This window comes from Thalassotalea ponticola (genome assembly GCF_041379045.1).
Taxonomy (GTDB): domain Bacteria; phylum Pseudomonadota; class Gammaproteobacteria; order Enterobacterales; family Alteromonadaceae; genus Thalassotalea_A; species Thalassotalea_A ponticola.
This window is the reverse complement of sequence record NZ_CP166871.1, coordinates 991,348-1,009,802: the sequence shown is the minus strand read 5'-3', so window position 1 is coordinate 1,009,802 and position 18,455 is coordinate 991,348. Positions and strand designations below refer to the sequence as shown.

General features: G+C 39.5%; 15 protein-coding genes. 2 read left to right on the top strand and 13 right to left on the bottom strand.

Translation table 11 applies throughout. The annotated features are described in order from the left end of the window. From ACAY30_RS04360 to ACAY30_RS04320, 9 genes are all read right to left on the bottom strand, one after another. Complete coding sequence (locus ACAY30_RS04360) at positions 1–1,167, bottom strand: nucleotide sugar dehydrogenase (protein WP_290250660.1); 1,167 nt, start codon at positions 1,165–1,167, stop codon at positions 1–3. 47 nt (positions 1,168–1,214) lie between these two features. After that, positions 1,215–2,828 carry a hypothetical protein gene (locus tag ACAY30_RS04355; RefSeq protein WP_290250661.1) on the bottom strand — a complete coding sequence of 538 codons (1,614 nt, stop codon included), beginning with the start codon at positions 2,826–2,828 and terminating at the stop codon, positions 1,215–1,217. Between the two features lie 160 nt (positions 2,829–2,988). Further along, entirely contained in the window at positions 2,989–5,151 is a 2,163-nt protein-coding gene (locus ACAY30_RS04350; RefSeq protein ID WP_290250662.1) for a glycosyltransferase, read from the bottom strand. A 59-nt stretch (positions 5,152–5,210) separates the two neighbouring features. Further along, positions 5,211–7,124: a hypothetical protein gene (locus ACAY30_RS04345; RefSeq protein WP_290250663.1), complete on the bottom strand. Its 1,914-nt coding sequence runs from the start codon at positions 7,122–7,124 to the stop codon at positions 5,211–5,213. 9 nt (positions 7,125–7,133) lie between these two features. Continuing rightward, positions 7,134–8,561, bottom strand: a complete 1,428-nt coding sequence (locus tag ACAY30_RS04340; RefSeq protein ID WP_290250664.1) for a hypothetical protein — start codon at positions 8,559–8,561, stop codon at positions 7,134–7,136. Positions 8,562–8,579: 18 nt separating this feature from the next. Further along, positions 8,580–10,229, bottom strand: coding sequence for a polysaccharide biosynthesis/export family protein (locus ACAY30_RS04335; protein WP_290250665.1), 1,650 nt, complete (start codon positions 10,227–10,229; stop codon positions 8,580–8,582). Then, complete coding sequence (locus tag ACAY30_RS04330) at positions 10,226–11,425, bottom strand: lipopolysaccharide biosynthesis protein (RefSeq protein WP_290250666.1); 1,200 nt, start codon at positions 11,423–11,425, stop codon at positions 10,226–10,228. Before ACAY30_RS04330 ends, ACAY30_RS04335 begins: the two co-directional genes overlap by 4 nt. Further along, entirely contained in the window at positions 11,409–12,080 is a 672-nt protein-coding gene (locus ACAY30_RS04325) for an ABC transporter ATP-binding protein (RefSeq protein WP_290250667.1), read from the bottom strand. Before ACAY30_RS04325 ends, ACAY30_RS04330 begins: the two co-directional genes overlap by 17 nt. Then, positions 12,077–12,766 (bottom strand): ABC transporter permease, encoded by a 690-nt coding sequence (locus ACAY30_RS04320; RefSeq protein ID WP_371190113.1) that lies wholly within the window; start codon positions 12,764–12,766, stop codon positions 12,077–12,079. Before ACAY30_RS04320 ends, ACAY30_RS04325 begins: the two co-directional genes overlap by 4 nt. 222 nt (positions 12,767–12,988) lie before the next feature. On the opposite strand from ACAY30_RS04320, the gene ACAY30_RS04315 reads away from it, so the two are divergent. Continuing rightward, entirely contained in the window at positions 12,989–13,129 is a 141-nt protein-coding gene (locus ACAY30_RS04315) for a hypothetical protein (protein ID WP_290250669.1), read from the top strand. A gap of 812 nt (positions 13,130–13,941) precedes the next feature. Continuing rightward, on the top strand, positions 13,942–15,150 hold the full coding sequence (gene nhaA, locus ACAY30_RS04310; RefSeq protein WP_290250670.1) for a Na+/H+ antiporter NhaA: 1,209 nt from the start codon (positions 13,942–13,944) through the stop codon (positions 15,148–15,150). 126 nt (positions 15,151–15,276) lie between these two features. On the opposite strand, the gene ACAY30_RS04305 is transcribed toward nhaA, so the two are convergent. From ACAY30_RS04305 to ACAY30_RS04290, 4 genes are all read right to left on the bottom strand, one after another. Continuing rightward, positions 15,277–15,765: an ATP-binding protein gene (locus ACAY30_RS04305; RefSeq protein WP_290250671.1), complete on the bottom strand. Its 489-nt coding sequence runs from the start codon at positions 15,763–15,765 to the stop codon at positions 15,277–15,279. A 124-nt stretch (positions 15,766–15,889) separates the two neighbouring features. Next, positions 15,890–16,102 carry a DUF2892 domain-containing protein gene (locus ACAY30_RS04300; protein ID WP_290250672.1) on the bottom strand — a complete coding sequence of 71 codons (213 nt, stop codon included), beginning with the start codon at positions 16,100–16,102 and terminating at the stop codon, positions 15,890–15,892. A 9-nt stretch (positions 16,103–16,111) separates the two neighbouring features. Further along, positions 16,112–17,620: a hypothetical protein gene (locus ACAY30_RS04295; RefSeq protein ID WP_290250673.1), complete on the bottom strand. Its 1,509-nt coding sequence runs from the start codon at positions 17,618–17,620 to the stop codon at positions 16,112–16,114. Positions 17,621–17,658: 38 nt separating this feature from the next. After that, complete coding sequence (locus ACAY30_RS04290) at positions 17,659–18,438, bottom strand: outer membrane lipoprotein-sorting protein (protein ID WP_290250674.1); 780 nt, start codon at positions 18,436–18,438, stop codon at positions 17,659–17,661. Positions 18,439–18,455: the final 17 nt, after the last annotated feature.

The following is an 18,455-nucleotide window of genomic DNA, read 5'->3' as shown; positions in this document are numbered from 1 at the left end:
TTAGTCGTTACCGAATAAGTCTCGAGTGTATACCTTGTCAACCACGTCACTGAGGTTGTCGGTTTTACGGTTGGCGATGATGACATCAGACATTTGTTTAAACTCATTCAAGTCTTTAATAACTTTTGAGTGGAAAAACTCGTCTTCTTCCATTACCGGCTCATAGATTACCACTTCGATACCCTTGGCCTTGATACGCTTCATTACACCTTGAATTGACGACGCACGGAAGTTATCTGAGCCCGACTTCATCACTAGGCGGTATATCCCAACAACCTTTGGGTCGCGTTTGATAATTGAGTTAGCAATGAAATCTTTACGGGTAACGTTGGCATCAACAATCGCTTGGATCATATTGTTTGGCACGTCTTGGTAGTTAGCCAATAACTGCTTGGTATCTTTAGGCAAACAGTAACCACCATAACCAAACGAAGGGTTATTGTAATGGCTGCCAATACGCGGGTCTAAACTCACGCCTTCAATAATTTGGCGCGTGTCTAAACCGTGTGATTCAGCGTAGCTGTCTAGCTCATTAAAGTAAGCAACGCGCATTGCCAAGTAAGTATTAGAAAATAACTTAATGGCTTCGGCTTCAGTTGAGTTAGTAAATAATACTGGAATGTCTTCTTTTAGCGCACCTTGCATTAATAGCTCGGTGTAAACCGATGCACGCTCTGATTCTTCACCAACAATGATACGAGATGGATATAAGTTGTCGTGTAATGCTTTACCTTCACGCAAGAACTCTGGTGAGAAAATTAGATTTTCACAGCCCAACTCGTCTTTCATTTTGGCAGTAAAACCAACCGGTACGGTTGACTTAATAATCATCACCGCATCAGGGTTTATTGCCATTACATCGTTGATCACAGCTTCAACAGACTTAGTGTTGAAGTAGTTGGTTTCTGGGTCGTAATCGGTTGGTGTTGCAATCAACACGTAATCAGCGTTTTTATACGCCATTTGTTTGTCGGTTGTCGCCAACAAGCTCAAATCATCACGCAATAAAAATTGCTCGATTTCAGCATCAACGATTGGCGATTTACGATTGTTAATTAACTCGACTTTTTCAGCAACGATATCTAATGCGATAACGTCATTGTGCTGTGCGAGCAAGACAGCACTAGACAGGCCTACATAACCTGTACCGGCGATAGTAATATTCATTAAATTTACAACTTCTCTTGGAGTAATTTGTGGGTAATTACGATTAGCTAACTTTGTAAGAACTTTTGCGCTAGTAAAAAGTATAAATATATATTTGCTTGTATATCAGCTTGTTGGGTAAGGTAAGACAATCCATCATAGCTTTTCGCAATTTCATTTAGTTCGCTTAAGTTTAACATCTCTTGTGTAGATAAAAATTCGCTTCCTTTCACCAAAAAGCCATAATTTTCGAATTCGACTTGCGGTCTTACAACGTCAAAATCTTTTACCTTTTTTGATTGAAATCTATAACCATCAAAGCAATTTATAAGCGGAATATCTTCAAACAGTCTATATTTGGGAACCGCTCTATTATCATATGGAAATAAGGCTAAGGCTTTATCATTTTCATAAATCAAATCGATAGAGATAGCATTTTTATCTATTTCCCAATCACTATATGGACACTTTTTGACAAGTAACAAATTAAGAAAGTCATATAGAATGTCTATTGAAGCTACATTTTTATTTTCTGCAATGGAGTGGGCCGCGTAATGACTTTTGCCACGATTATTTATATAAAATAAATCATTAATCGCTGATGGACGCAATTTATTGTTTCTTTGTGAAAATTCTTCCACATAATCATGGTAGGTAAACAAGTGTTCAGGTATGTTTTTTAACCTTGCATTTGACGAAGTGTCACTAGGAGGAAGAGCGACTCCGCCACTTATGTTAGCACCATAATACCCAGTGATTTTACAATATTTAGCGTCGCCAGGGATTGGACCATTCATGTAAGTGTTGAGATTATTCAACTTGAGAAAGTTACTATCTTTTAATCCCTTCACTATGCGATATGGAGTGCTAAGAGACTGCCCAATAAACCTGACATTTGTAGCTGGTGATATGTTACGCGCCTTAATAATCTCCTCGAAGATCAACCGATCTTGGCTCTCACCATTTCCATAAACATAGCATTCAATATTATCAAATTTGGAAAAGCTACTAACAGCTAGTCTACTATCGGCTCCGCCTGTTAATTGAAGACTAACTTTATCAAAAGTATTCGCAACAACATTAGCTCGTGAATTTAAGCGCTGAGCGTAAAGTTTTTTTAAGTCAGAAAAGCTAAAGTGGTCATACTTATCATAGTCTGGTCGATTGATACTTATAAGCGGGTGCGAATCTACAAACGTAAATTCTTTTCTCGAGCTTTGGTTATAAGATATGTCGTCGAATTGAATATAAAAAACATCTTTTAAAATGGTCTCGCCACGCATGGGGCTTTGATAGGCTATTTGATCGTACAAGTAAGTTACATTAATGTCCTTCAAAGCAACATATTTACTTAATGCTTCCAAACAACTAGATACAGCAAATTTCGTTCCATCTGAATAATAAAAGATATTAAATTGACACAAAGGGTCTATGACCAACTCTGCACTATGTTCATTTAAATTCAAAGCTAAGAAGACCCCAGATAAATCAATATTTTGTTTTTTCAAAGCTGAAAAACAATCTTCATCAATAGCTTCGTTACGAAAGTAATCTTCAGAATTTAAACAATACCCAAAAAGTCGAGTTTCATTATATTTTCGACTCATTTCATTGGGTAAATTAACGTGACTTTCAAAGTTTGATAACAAAAAGTCCGTTTTATTAGATTGGTAATACAACATTTTTTAGCCTTTATAAAAGCATTATTTTAAGGTGTAACTAGTTATCAAGTACTCATCATCCTGAAGCGTTTTTTACAAATGATAAGTAAGAAAATGTATACACCTACGTTACCATAAGTGGTTTTTAGGTGCTTGAGCACATGGATATTAATAAAAGCTTTTATTTATTTTCAACAAGCTCCAACGCGATCTGTAGTTGGCCATTGTTATATTGTGAGGTTAAGAAATCTTTCATTTCGTCGAGGCGATTTGTGTAACGAGATACTTCCTTCCAATGAGTTCTGTATATAAGTTCAGCAGTTTCCTTGCCGAATGACTCAATGGTGGAACTAAACTGCCCCAAAAACTTAGCTTTTAATTCTAGCATGCCGGTATTGAAAACTTTATTGCTTACATCCGATGGTTCTGGGTTCATGCGCACCATAGAGTGATTTACAGCTCCTATCTGGAACAATTCGAAATAGCGTAAGTTAAACTCCAAGTCCTGATGGCGGCGATATGATTCATCAAAACCATTTATAGCTAAAACTGCACTTCGTCTGTATGTCGCCGTATTAGTATGCAAATAATGTTTCATGTAATCCAAAGTTAAAATTTCTTTGGTTAAATCACCTGTGGCATAGCGATTTTCGTCATTTACGGGCGAGTTCCAACCTAGAAAGCCACCATATACACCGCCAACAGTTTTAGGTTGGTTACGCAATGCCTCTACGCTTTTATCTAAACGCCCCGGAAGATAAATATCATCATCATCTAGGTAGCATACAAATTCGCCTGTTGAAGCAAAAAGTCCCGTGTTTCTTGCCGCAGCGCCATTTCTATTTTTCTTATGGAACAATAAATTGATAAGTACTTGAGGAAACTCTGCTTTAACTTGTTCAACTATCTTACTGGTTTCATCGTTATATTTAGTTTCATCTCCATTATCACTAACAACTAAAATTTCTTTATCAAAGTATGCTTGTGATGCTGCAGAACGCAGCGCATTGGCAAGATTTGTTGGACGTTTATATGTTGGGATAATTACCGAAATACGCCCTTCGACAATGTTAGGATACTCTACGTCTAGCAACTCTAAGTTAGAACCGTTTTTATCGACCATGCCTAAAGAAAACTCGATAAAATCAGCTATATCTGATTCTGTAAGATATTTTAAAGGCGCGACTTTCACGGAGTAATTGGCTTCAGGTAAAGTTAGGCGACCTGAAACTGGTTGTAGTTGATTATAATCGAGTTCCATTAACTCTAAATTGTGGATGACCCTAGGTCCGTCGACAGTATTTATAAACACCCTTAACTCAAATGGCTGTTCTGCTGGTTTATCGAAACTAGGTAAATATCTCAGAGCTTCTTTTGAATCAATAACAACATTTATGGTTGGTTTGCTTAGCGGAAAATCGAACCGTTCTACTTGCCATTTCATTTTTGCTCCATGTGATGATTGACAGCGACCTCCACGAATGCTGCTATCCTCTACATCTGGCATTATGATATTTGGAAAAGCAACAAAGCACTTTCCTAAATACTTTTCATAAATTGCACCAAGTGAAATATGATCGAACGGTGCCTCAAATGCCTCTTGAACTTCAATTAACTCATCAAAAATACTTGAATCGAGAGCTATTGCAAATGAACCACACGTATCGAGTCTACGAGGCAAATAAAAACCTTGTTGAGTCGCCTTGGCAACATCGACACTATCCCAGTTATACTGAGATGCACCAAGTTGCAAAATTTTCCAATCATCCGCAACGTTATCAATAAAGCGGGTAAAGTCTTGATCAAAGGTTTCGGATAATAAGACATCATCTTCTACAATAAGAATTCGTTTATACCCTTTTTGCTTTGCGTCACGCACGATACGTAAGTATGTGAATATATAACCGATAGCACCGGCAGATTCTATAAAACCTTTACCTCGCTTAACTTCAAGCTCATTAAATTGAGGAAACTTTGTTAGCTGGCCTAGACTTCTTGCTTGATATTTTTGAAAAATTTCGGCTGGCTCACCTACATAACCATTAGTCGCTTCGAACAATTCAAAGTCAATGTCATTAGCTTTTAAATGAGTAGCGACTTTTAATCTATTTTCTATCTTATGTTGTAAATTAACCATGTAAACATGATCAAATACATCATTCACTTTCTTTAAGTTCGTTGCATTGGCCTGTGTTTCAGATAGTGCTTCAATACAACGTTTAATATTTAACTTTACGAAATCTGCACCATATTTATTGCCGGCTTGTTCATAAAGCTTTTTAGCTCTAAAGTAATCGCCATTTAAATAGGCGCTATTTGCTTGGGAAAAAATACTTTCTATCATAATAATTTGCGGAAATTCTAATTAGTGGATTGTTACTTAGATATTTAAGGTTTGGTCTATTAAGGGTTAATTCGACAGAAGTAAGCACCTTTTTCACACATGACCTCTTCCTCTTCGTAACTGATAAATCGATCATCAAATACTTTTTTCCAACTTTGAACAATATCCTTTTCTTCTTGACGATTGAAATCATCAAGTACAATATCAAGTTGATGGTTTGCTAAGTAATTTAACAATAAGGGGACACCGGGTAGTCTCGCTAAAGGGCCTGTCTTCGCAGGTGGTCCATCAATTAACACAAGTACTTTTGCAACTCTTCCTGCAAACACATGCTTTAACTGGTTTAACATTGATTCACACGAGTAGTATAAGAAATCCTGTCCATTGACCCGACAATCAACCAAAGGAGCATGGATCAAGTCAACCAGTTCATTCACTCCTGCATCGGTGAGTGATGTCATAGTCTTTTCGAAATACTTTTTGTTATGCTCAAATGTCACAATTTGTTTAGGAAGATCTAAGTATTTCCCTGGCGTATTATCATTTAACACTTCCACGGACTCTAATCGCGGAGCGCTGTTTTGTAATTTGTGCTGTTGTTTGTTTTTTAACGCTTTTGCGAATAGCAACGTTGATGTCCCACTACCAAACTCGATGATGAGATCGTAGTTATTTCGTTCTATTTTATTTAGAAGAAATAAAGCGATATCACTACTAATTGGCCATCCATGGTAATCCATTGCCAAATTACCAGTCTCAAGATAGTTTTGAACTCCGATATAAGACTCGATTTGTTTAACCGAGTTTAGGAGACCGGTTTGAAATTTATTAACTATGTTATTTTCTAACGATGAGAACATCTTCTGCTGATTTTCAGCCAGCTGACTTAAAGTTTGATTTTGAGACGAAAGTTGTTCCGCAACCTTATAGCTAGATTCAAGCTGCTTTTTTAACTCTGTATTTTCCAAACTTAAGTCCGTAACAACCTTATTTAAACGTGAGTTTTCAACTTTTAAGTCATCAAGGTTGAACTCAACAGTTGCTATTTTTTCTTCCAAAGATAGTTTATTCGTGGCCAATAATGCTAATTGTTTTGAACAAGTTTGGTTCTCTTGACGCACCTGCTCTAACCGCTCAACTTCAGCTATTTTTTCTTCTAATGCGGTTTGCATTTCTTCAAGTAATATATTGAGTTTTTCTTGCGCTTCAAGCGAGTTTTGAAGATCAAACTGCTGTGCTTCAATTGTTTTATTTTGATTGGCAGTATTCTCTACTAGTTGCTTATACTTCTGCTCTAGAGTATTGAATACATCTTGAGATACCAAAGAGTTTGGTTCTTTACTTTGATGCTTTCGAATATAGATAACATGGCCAATATTAGGGTTTAAATCATCGTCGATAGAGATACTTTCAAAGCCGAAAGTAGCTAAAAAATCATCAGCTTCAGACACAGTACTGTTGAGTAACGAATCATCAGGCTTATCTAATATTGCTTTAATAACTATGACATCTAACTCGCTAAGTCGATCAACGTAGCCTTTTAAGACTTCTACCGCTGGCAAGCAATCGATAGTCAACCAGTTTGCATTTTGCTTTAAACTTGCCATAAGTTCATCTAAATTAACTGTTTTTACGCTATTAACATGAGCAATTTTTAGATTACGCCAATACTTTTTCAGTGATTCTATTTCAACTAAACCATTATGCTTAGGGTTATTGGCGTAGTAAAAAGAGCGTTCTTGGTTGTCTTTGGCAACCACTTTTTCTCTAATTAGCCAGTCTCGATGTTGTATTTTAGGCTTTAACTTATCGACGACTTTACCATCGGCTTCAACAAAAAATACTTTTTCGATGTTTAAATCAATACAGCGGTTTACGATAGACTCGTTGACACCTATTTGTATCGCTCCGTTAATGGGATAAATTTCTTTTAATATAGATAGCTTATCTACTAATTTTGAATGTACTTTCACGTCAAGCTCTTAACTGGCAATTTTTCTAGGTTGGATTTTATTTTTGACTGCATCCGTAATAAACATGACAGGGCGCGTTCTTAGTTTGCGAAGTTTGCGTTGCTTATTTGTTAACGGAGTAATTTTAACGGTCGTGTTTACAGCTTTTATCGGCGTCACTTGCTGTGTAACAGAAGTTTGCTTTGCTGTTTTCTTCTCAAATAACTCTTCGTATTTTTCTTGCACTAATAGAAGTTGCTTTAAGCTCTCTTCGTTTTCTTGCTGTAATTTATTACTAAGCCACTTAAAATGTCGCAATTCTTTGCGTGTTTCTTCTAGCGCTTCAGATTTTATTGTTACTTGTTTATCGGCTCTAAACTTTTCATTTGTGATAGATTTGATGTCGCCATCTTTTTGTAACAGTGCGGTTTGATAATTTACAGCGTCATTTTCAACTTTTAAGGTCAGCTTTTCATAAGACTCTTGTACCGATAAAAGCTGTTTTATAGTCTCCAAGTTTTCCTGCTCTAACTTTGTATTGAGCCATTTAACATGTCGTAGTTCTTTGCGCGTCTCTTCCAAAGCATCAGATTTAATCGTTACCTGTTTATCGACTCTAAGCTTTTCATCTTTAATGGACTTAATTTCATCATCTTTTTGTAAAAGCGCACCATGATAATTTGCGGCTGCAGAGTGAAGTTTTATGTTCAATTCTTCAATTTCAATTTGCAAAGCGTGAAGATTTGAATATAGAGTCTCGTTATCCAATTCATGCGTACGAACGAGGTTTTTCAGTTCGCTATTTGAATTCTCTAAGTCTTCGATTTGCGACTCTAATTCGATGAACTGATGCGACTTGGAAACACTTTCGTTAATAAAATTCCACGCTGAAAGTAAACTCATATTATCTCGGTTAAACTCTCGATTGATATTTGCCACAGCTTCCATATCAGCATAGAGTGAGGCCGGCTCATCAGAATATAGGTTGGTAATCGTTTTTATCAGAGACAATTCACCTTCGTTATAAGAAGGGACGTTTAATTCAGGTGAAGAGTGAGAGAAATCCTTCTTAACAGCGAAAGTATTGCACGCTGCGTCAATAGCACTTATAACATCCTCTGAACAGCCAATAGCCTCTATATTTACTAAAATAGCTCTATCCGAATTTCGATTATAAAAGTGCAACATCTGCGAATGGCACTCCATCCAATAATCAATAGCGTCGGCTAGTTTGGTTTGACTCACTTCTTGATTTTTAAACTTGCTAGCCAAATAGCATTCCACGGATGTGTAAAGAAGAATATAGCGTTTATCTTCTTTGTCTCTTTCTAAAATACTACCAGTGAACAATTGCTTATTAATCTGCAAATTGTCATCTGCATTGAATAAAGTATTCAATGACAGTGCAATTTCCCTAAATTCAGGCTGTTCCATGCCTGTTACTATTATTTTTTTCATAGCGAGATCCTTTATTTCTTATAAACCGACTACAACAGCAGCTGATACTGCTATTTGATATATGACTTGGAAGATGTCTTTGGTAAGCTGCCATTCCTTCATGTCAGGTTTGGCCAGTACAAAAATTTCATCTCCTGCTTTAACTAAATTCTTTTCTTTCAGGTTACCGTTATCGATTTTAACGAAGTCACCGTTTGGCTTTTGCAGCAAAATATTCATTTCGTCCCAATCTGCGGTGGCGCCACCAGCTTTTCCAATGAGCTCTTTAACGCTCATTTTCTCTTTAAAAGCGATTGCGGTTGGGAATAATACTTCACCATGTACCATCACTAAATTGCGTTTACTTGGGATAACAACTTGGTCACCCTGTTGCAAAATAATCTTTGCTGGTTCATAGCCCTCAGACAACAGTACCTGTCCTTTAGGCTGCACCTGTCTGGCCTTTTCAATCCATTGTAAAATGGTGTTTGCCTCTGCCTCGCGAAGCTGTGCAGCTTCGGTTGAATCTGAGCGTGTGGTGAGTACGGTTTGCTCAAGAGACGATAAAGACGCGTTAAGCATTTCTTTTTGGCGCTTGGCGACTGACTTTCGAAACAACTGAATTGCTTTGTCGTTTGACAGCTTGTTAAACTCAACGCGATTTAACAAATCTTCTAAGCTAGCACCCCAAGGTAAAACCATTTCAAATTCACTGTCGTGCTCGCCTAACACGTCAACACTAATGCTGGTTGGCTTTAGCTGCGATGACACCTTTATCAAGGCACCTGCTTCCACCTCAATATCGGCAAGCTGAGTGCTGTTTATTGGGTATTGTTGTGCGGTTATTTCTTTTACCGCAGCGCTTACCAGCTTGTTGTGTTGCGGCTCTATTATGGTAATGTGCGTGGCTTTGTCATTGGCTATAACCGCTGACATAATATTGTCGAGGTTAGCGGTTGACTCTTTAATTTCATACTTTCCTTGAAAACCAACTTCCCCTTCAATCTCCACTTCGCCTCGTTTAGGGCCCACAAAGATCACATCGCCATCTTGTAACTGCATAACCGGCAGTTCACCGCGTTGTAAAAACGCATAAAGATCAATGTTGTATTTAATCTGGTTATTACGCTTTACTTGAATATGACGCATGCTACCAATATCACGACGCACCCCACCGGCTAAATCGATAAAGCGAAAAATACTATCGGCACTTTGACCTTCGTAAAGACCTGGCTTTTGAACCAAACCAGACAGGAAAATTTTTACTTTTTGACTCGACACTAAGCTAACGTATGCTTCAACATTGGCTTTGTATACCCGTTGAATACTTTTATTAATAACATCGTTTAAGTCACTGTTACTCACCCCTAATACGTTAATTGGGCCAACTTTAGGAATAAAAATATTGCCACGAGGGTCAACGATAATCGTTTCTTGAAAGTTAACCCCACCCCAAAGTTGCACCAACAACGAGTCGCCTTGAGCAATTTTGTACGCCGGGTTTATTGCTGAAAACGTAGTATCTTTAAAGCCACCTTTAAATACCCAATCACCATATAGGTTCTTCAGGTTTGTTTGATCGATGGTTTGTGGATTTTCATCAGAGGCGCTTTGTGCTATCGAGATGCTGCTGTGCGCTGCAGCAGAGAACAATACTAAGCCTGCTGAAAGCAGTAACGACTTTATCATTCTTGATGTTCCTTTATTATTGTGTAAACCATTCGCCCAACTGCATAAATAAGTAACAAGGCAACAAACCAAGTAAAAATACTGTACAAGCGGCGTGGATATTTTTGATCTTCAGCTAATGCTGGATATTCAATGACAAGTAGGTGTTTGACCTTACCATATGCATCAGCTCTTACCGTTTCTAAGTTAACCAATGCTGAGGTATATAAATCGGCAGCCAATTCACTCTTTAACTGAATTTCTTTAAATTCGCGATTTACTTTATTTAACGAGACCTGATCTTTTTGCGTTAATTTAGCTTGTTCTTGGGCGATTTGAGCTTTGAGCGAATCAATGCGAATCTTTTTCGTTAGAACATCTACCGAGTCTTCACGCATTACCACAAGTAGAGACTTTAACTCAGCTTCTTCGTTGATAAGTGCCATTTCCAACTGATTAATGGCCTCAACTAACGCACCGCCTTTTATCTCTGGGCTATAGAGTTTGAAGTCGTCTTGAAATTGCACTAGCTTACTTTGTTGGTCACTTAACTCTTGATAGGCTCGCTTCACTTCGTTTTGTGCATAATCAAGTTGCTGCAACACCATTTTATCGCTTAACTGGTTGATAAACTCTTCGCTGATACGCAGTAATTCGTTAGCAACCTCAAGTGAGTAGTTTTCATCAAACGTCTGTATTTCAACCAATAACACATCCGACATTTCGTCGTGGAATACTTTAATATGTCGTTGATAATATTCGATGTATTCCTCTTTTGAGCTATTTGCTTCTAGTCTTGAAAAGAAATCCCAGTCGGTGTTTTCATAATGTGCTTTTAATTGCACAGCGGCATCTAGTTTCATTGCCATTTCACGCGACTCAATAAAAGTTTGCAAAATAAGAGCATCACGCATAGAGGGTGAAGAACCACCTAAGGCAGCCAATCCACCTAATGCGACCTCGTTGGAGCCGGCTTCTTTTACCACAAACTGTGATTCGCTCACAAACCTAGGGCTTGCAATAACGGTGTAATAAACAATCACCAGCAATGACGCTAAGACCACTAACGCGAACGTGCCAAGCTTTGCCCACGTCAGGTATATAGTGTGTCTAGTTTGAACAAACGCTTTCGAGTCAGCGACAAATAATTTAGGATCGCGCTTAAACTTGCGGACCTTTCGTTGTAATGGTGTTAATTTTTTAGCTGTTTGAGACATAACGTGTTTCGTATTCTTTTATCGCATTGTCAAGAGAATCAAAATAATGTAACTGTTGGTCCATAATCACGACCCCAGCATCACAAAATTTGCGTAATTCCCCCATCGAGTGGTTAACCATAATCAATTTTGTTTGAGCATATTTTTCGCGCATTAATGCTTCACTTTTTTTCTTAAAGTTTGCATCGCCAACCGCTGAAAGCTCATCAATCAATAAAACATCAAAATTAAAATCAAAGCCCATGGTCAGGCCAAACGTTACTCTAGAGCGCATACCACTGGAATAACTTTTTACCGGTTCATCGAAGAATTTACCTATTTCAGCAAACTCACCAACTTTGTCTTCAATTTCTTTAGTATTTTTGTAGCCGTGAATTCGCGCCACAAAGCGCACATTTTCTCGGCCACTCATCGACCCTTGTAAACCACCTTGTAAGCCAAGTGGCCAGGAAATTCGTTTGGGCGAGGTGATCTGTCCTTTATTCGGTAAATCGGCTCCGCCCATCATGCGAATAAGCGTTGACTTACCAACGCCATTTGGGCCTAAAATGGCAATATTTCTATCGGTGGGTAATTCAATATTTACATCTTTTAAGATGTAATGACGGCCCTGCTTGGTTTTATAAAACTTGCTAACATTTTCAAAGCGAATCATAGGGTGATAAACCTAACACGATTAATATGAAATGTGATCAGTCCAGCAGCTAAACAACCCAACGCCACAGTGGCAACATAACCTAAGTCACCGATAGGAGTGTTATAGCTTTCAAAAAAGGCATCGCGGCTTAATTCTGTAATATGAAACACCGGATTCCAATCAAATAAAAACCAGTATTGCGACGGGATCATAGTTGCCCAAAAAAAGATGCCTGAAATAAAGAACATGGGCATTAGCGCTATATTCAGTAGCTTCGGCGTATCTTGCCAATACAACGCGGCACTACACAACAGCAAGCCCAAACCAAGACTCATTGAAATCAGAGCAAAAATTACCAGCACAAGTTTTAAAAAGTCATCTGGTACGGAGTCGATTCCAAGCCATCCCATAATCACCAGTACCAAAAAGTAAACCACGACGAAGGTAACAATTTCAATGAGCAAACGGGTTATCACCGGGTCAATTGGCGCCACTTGTCGGTAACCAAATAAGGCTTTATTAGCTGACACTGCCGCGGAGAGCTGTGGTAATAATTTAGAAAACAACTTATACGGCATAATGGCTACGACTAAGAAAATAGCGATGGGTACACCGGTTATACTCTCTCTACCGATGAGCGTAAAAATCGCCCCCAAGAACGCCATTTGCGCAATGGGATCAAATAACGCCCAAAAATAGCCCATACGACTACCTCCAAATCGTGTTTTTACTTCGCGCAAAAGCAAGGCTTTTACAGTATCGACCATAATTTGCCAGGAGTTTCGCTTTTTAGGTTGAGATAGAAGGCTCATTTTTCGATTAAAATATTTATGTTTTTATCCACGCTTCCGCCCAAAGGTCTAGCTCCTCAACGCGGTAATTTATGCTGTACTTTCAATTTTTCTTGTTAGCGATGAGATCTGTGTATGACCTCATTGCACAAAGCGATATCAGCGTTAATGCAGTTGCTAATGCAGTTGCTAATGCACTTAGTTAATGCACCTAAGTATGCTTTAACGGGATATCTTCAATTTATTATTTATCAACTCGATATCTCGAGTATTTAAAGGCTTTGATTCTTGTTGCGGTATGCGTGATTGCGGGCAAGCAATGTTTTGGTTTGTCGCTCAGAGTTACCCACAAATACGCACAATCTATGCATTAACCTTGTTTTATTATCCTTATTTACCACATCGGCCAACACCTGTTATAGCGGGTATATGTGGTATTATTACTTGTTAGAGACTATTGCTCTTACAAAGTCGTTAAAATCCATTTTTAAAGTGCCTTTTTGTGTTATTACTAATTTAGTAAAGGCGCTTTTGATACTCGTTGTACTAACTAAAACATTCAATGCCAGAGGTTATTATGGTTATGTTATTTTATGACTTGAATATATGCTCTAAAAAAGCGTCGTTAGTCTACTTGAAATGAGTCGCTCTATCAACGTCCAATGAGCTACCTGCTCCTGCTCGGTTAAAAAGCCAACTACAGAAGAAGTACTGAAACATCGCATTAACACTAACGAAACAATGATGCCTATTGATGCACGAGACACAGACAAACCTCACCCGTAAAAGTGTATTTTTATGCAAAAGTACGATATGGCATGTTTTGATGTGACAAAGCGAATGGGCTGCTTAAAAAGCCATGTAAAACTGGTTGTTTTAGACTTTAAAAACCGTTTTAATAACTAAACCCTCATTATATACAATCTTCGTTAGCGCTTCTTTACGCAAACAGCAAAGAAGTTGACGTTTTTGCTACTTACTACTCGCTTAAAGCAAAGCTTATCAATAGGAAAACTGAATTGATATTCGTTATAAATTTATTTATATTGAATAGGTTATCGTTTTCATAAAGGAGTATGTCTAACCATATGACAAAAACTATTTTTCGAAAAATGATCCAACATGACGCAACAGGCGGCTTGTTACTGGTTCTTGCTGCAGTACTGGCGATGATTATCGCTAACTCATCTTTGAATCCTATGTACCAACACTTTCTCAATGTTCCTGTGTCAATTCGCATTGACGACTTTGCCATCGCTAAACCTTTATTACTGTGGGTTAACGATGGATTAATGGCGATATTTTTCTTCTTAATTGGCTTAGAGGTAAAACGCGAAATTATCGATGGCGAGCTATCCTCTCGCGATCAAATAATGCTACCGGCGATTGCCGCTTTAGCGGGTATTGTATTTCCCGCACTGTTATACACCTGGTTTAATTGGGGCAACCCTAACTCTATAGCAGGATGGGCGGTGCCATCAGCAACCGACATCGCCTTTGCCTTAGGGGTGTTTAGTTTGTTTTCTCGCTATGTGCCCTTATCGCTTAAACTGTTTTTACTCTCTGTCGCTATTTTCGATGACATCGGCGCCATTATTATTATTGCCTTGTTCTACTCACAAGACTTATCGCCGTTGTCGCTACTTGTGGCGGTAAGCTGTTTAATCGTACTTTACCTGCTCAATCGCAATCGCGTGCGCTACCACTCTGCATACATATTGGTGGGTATTATTATGTGGGCCGCGGTACTTAAATCGGGCGTTCACGCCACGTTGGCTGGTTTTGCGCTTGCGATGTTTATTCCATTTGATGTTAAAAATGAAGACGGAAATTCAATTTTGCTCGACCTAGAACACAGCGTGCAGCCTTGGGTGGCGTTTGCTATTTTACCGATATTTGCGTTTGCCAATGCCGGTATTGTACTCACCGGTCTGAGTATTGATGATTTACTGCACCCTGTAACGCTCGGGGTGATTTGTGGTTTATTTATTGGTAAGCAAGTGGGTATTTTTGGTGCATGCTGGCTGGCAATACAACTTGGTTTAGCCAAATTACCCAAAGGCGCCAGTTGGTTGCAACTGTACAGTGTTTGTGTGCTTTGTGGTATCGGTTTTACCATGAGCTTATTCATTGGCTCGCTGGCCTTTGAAGGCGATACCAATAATTATTTTGAACAAGTTAAGCTAGGGGTGCTGGTTTCTTCGGTTCTAGCTGCTTTGTGGGCGAGTTGGTTGATAAACTCGTCACGTGAACAAACCGACAGCAAGCAGGAAAGTAGCCGTTCACTTGCGCATTAACGCGCAAGTGAATATCAGCGCGATTTGCAGTTAAAGCTAAGCTAGGAAGGTAATATTCGAATAACTCACTTGCCTTTGTGCTTGTTGATGATAGTTAGTAATCGCTACCGATTGCTATATGTAGCGTTAATCATTAACAATGCTAACGTGCTCTATGTGGCGAAATCCCTCGTTTAAATCAACTGTTTGATAGCTTTGGCACATGGCTCGTAACACCTCTGGGTCGATGTATTTACCGGTTAGCTTTGAGCGTTGCTCGTTACGCGCTAATAGTAGGTGTTCATAACCTACGAAATCAAACACCACAGCGTTAAACTCGGCACTGGGGTAGTAACTGAAAATTCGTGCTCGCGATTTTCGCGTTAAGTTGGTTAAATCCCAAATCACGTGCTGATACTGTTTACTTTGTTCGATGGCTGCTTCAAACAAATGTTTGTGTTGTTGCCGAATAATATGATTTGCAGGTAGCTGAAAAAACTGGTGATACGCTATCTCGTTATGCCGACATAATTGCTCAACAATTGCGTCAGATGAAATCGCAAAGTCATAGTCAAGCCGCTTAAGGAAGCTTGACTTACCACTGCAAGGTGGCCCTACTAAAACGGTTATTTTCACCCATCCCCCTGACGCATTTGTGCTTTGTTTTATCGAGCAATACTCCCAGATGCGATATCGACTCGTTTAGTTATAGTAGCAAACGCCTAGCTAAATTGGTTAGCCAAGCGTTTGGTTCACATGGCTATTTGCTCGTTGCAACTTGTGCTTCGGTTTTTAAACCGAGCTTTTTAAATACGCTTGCGGCAGGGCAAAATCCAGAAAATGAGTATTGAAACATGTTTGCGCCAATAAAGGCGGTAAACCAGAAAAATGCTGGGTGTACAAAATGGGTTAACGCCAGTGATAACAAAATCATAAATCCGGCAAAACGAAAGACTGCTTTTTCTACGGTCATAATGCGCTCCTAAAAATTATAACGGGCACGTAACCAAATATTTGAATTGGCTTTGTGCTGTCCAAAAAATGTCACTTGCTGCTCTCCGACAAACACATTAGCGCCTGTTGCCAGCTGCCAGTTATCATTAACGCGATAACTTATCGACGGCTTAATGTAAGCGTCTTGATCAGTCGGTGAGTAAAACACGAATAACGTTGTAGTCAGTGCTTGTTGCATTGCTCGCGAGGTCAAGCGCAAGGTAAGCACTTGTCTGTTTTGATCAATCAATGGTGTCGAGGCAAGCATCGGTGTTTGGTTATGCGCTTGCTTTAGTGCTTGGTAGTCCTGCGTGTGCTCTAAATAAAATTGCACCGATGCCGTTGTGTTAGCGATCACTTCTCGCTCATAGCCTAGTAAAAAGCGAATTTGATCATTGGCCACAAACGGGTTATCACCTTGGCTGTCATCAAGGCTGTTGTATACCGCAACTTCGGTATTAAATAATCCACCAAAAGCTGGCCGACGCATGCTGGCACCATAGCTGTTAAGGCTAGGAAAATAACTGTAACCGGCAAAGGGAGGTTCAACCGAGCTCCCCATCGGAGTTGTCCACACGCCCTTGTAGCCATATAAGGCGTATTCAATACCATTTTGTGTGGCGGCCAAACGCATGGCATATTGCTCGCTGTCACTGTCTAGCACGTTAAACTCGCTCGGTGCTACAACGGCTTGCTCTACTGGCGAGTAAAATGAAAATCGCTCGCCTCGAATATAATTATCCGCGTGAAACTCTGGCGCATAGACAACATCTAGGGTAAAGCTTTTTGCATAATGCAACACTCGCAAGGCGTCATTGGGCGCTTTTAAATAAGCGTCATCACGGCCCGCAAAAAAGCTTTGCCAGTCTTTGGCAAATAAATCATTCAAAAATAAGTAATCACCGGTACCCCAGGTAATGACTTGACGACCAGCGATAACATCCGTTTGCGCTGTGGGACTAAAGCCTATATTAAGCTCCCGAACATCGTAATCATTGTCATTGAGCAGCATATCCGCCAATGCATCAATTTTTGCATTCACCGTTAACGCATCAGTGCTATAAGCGGCGTCAAGTCGCACCCGCAATTCCGATATTGACTGCGCGTTATCGGTCACGTGATCATCAATAAACGCACCGTAAGCTAGCTCGGTAAAACCCGAGATACGCCAAGGTGACTGATCTTGGTTGTCATCACCCCACTCTTGATCACTCCAGTCATCGCTTTTTGTATTGCTGTCTTTATCGCTTTCTGTATTGCTCTGTGCGGGGTTTTGAGCGTGTTGCGATTGCTTAACTGGCGACTCTTGAGCCTCGTAAAAAGCACTAGGGGTTGCGGTATACGAACCCATTTCTCCGAGCTCTGCAGCCAATGCTTGGCTTGCCAAGGCACTGGTGTGACTCATTGATATCGACAAGGCCACCAAAGTCGTCAACAAGCTGTTGTGCTTAGTGTGTTGCCCAGTATTTGGCTGAGTATGTTGTCTATTGCTTCGCATAGCGTTTTGCATAACGATTTACCACTTTTGCTGAACGACTATTGGCTTGGTGGATTGCGATAACTGCGGTCGCTGAACAAGCTGTCGTCTAAGCCCTGATCATAACGCACATTGCGAAACTGCATTTCGGTATACGAGCCGTCGGCAAGCTGCTCTATACGTGAATGCATCACCGTTGGGTGGCCATCGATCACGGCCACTTTTTTCACCGTCATTTTGCGCATTGCCTTACCTTGTTGATCAAAGTAGATCATTTCCATCGGCAAAAACGTGCTGTTGTCGATTTTTACTTGATAGTAAGCAAACTCTACCGAGCCAGCGTCTTTAGGGGTACCTTTGATTTGATAATACGATTCATCAGTGGCGATTAACTCATAGGTGTCATCGTTTGGATTTCTCCCCGATACGTCTTCGTAATAAAAATGAGAGCCGACAAACGATGTGCGTTTATCACCTGCCGATATGCGTTTTACTAAATCTAATGCAGGTAAATAAAGCCAGCGGTTATCGTCGCTTTCAACGTGTTTTTCAACGCGAAATACCGTACCTTTTACATCGGTTGGACGCGAAAAAACAACCAGCATCTTTTGCGCGCCGCGATCACTGATGTCTTTGCGATATATACGAAATTGGCGCATCTGCTTATTGCCGTTTTGATCAACAATCATCATTCTGGCTTCTGTTGTACCATCATCTGCCGCGTAATATGACACTAGATTGGCTTTATCAATGATCTGCTCAACAGGCATGGTTTGGGCAGTCGCGCTAAAATACACAAACGCACTAAGTAATACTGTGTTTTTTAAAATGTCTTTCATAAAGTACTCCTATTTCT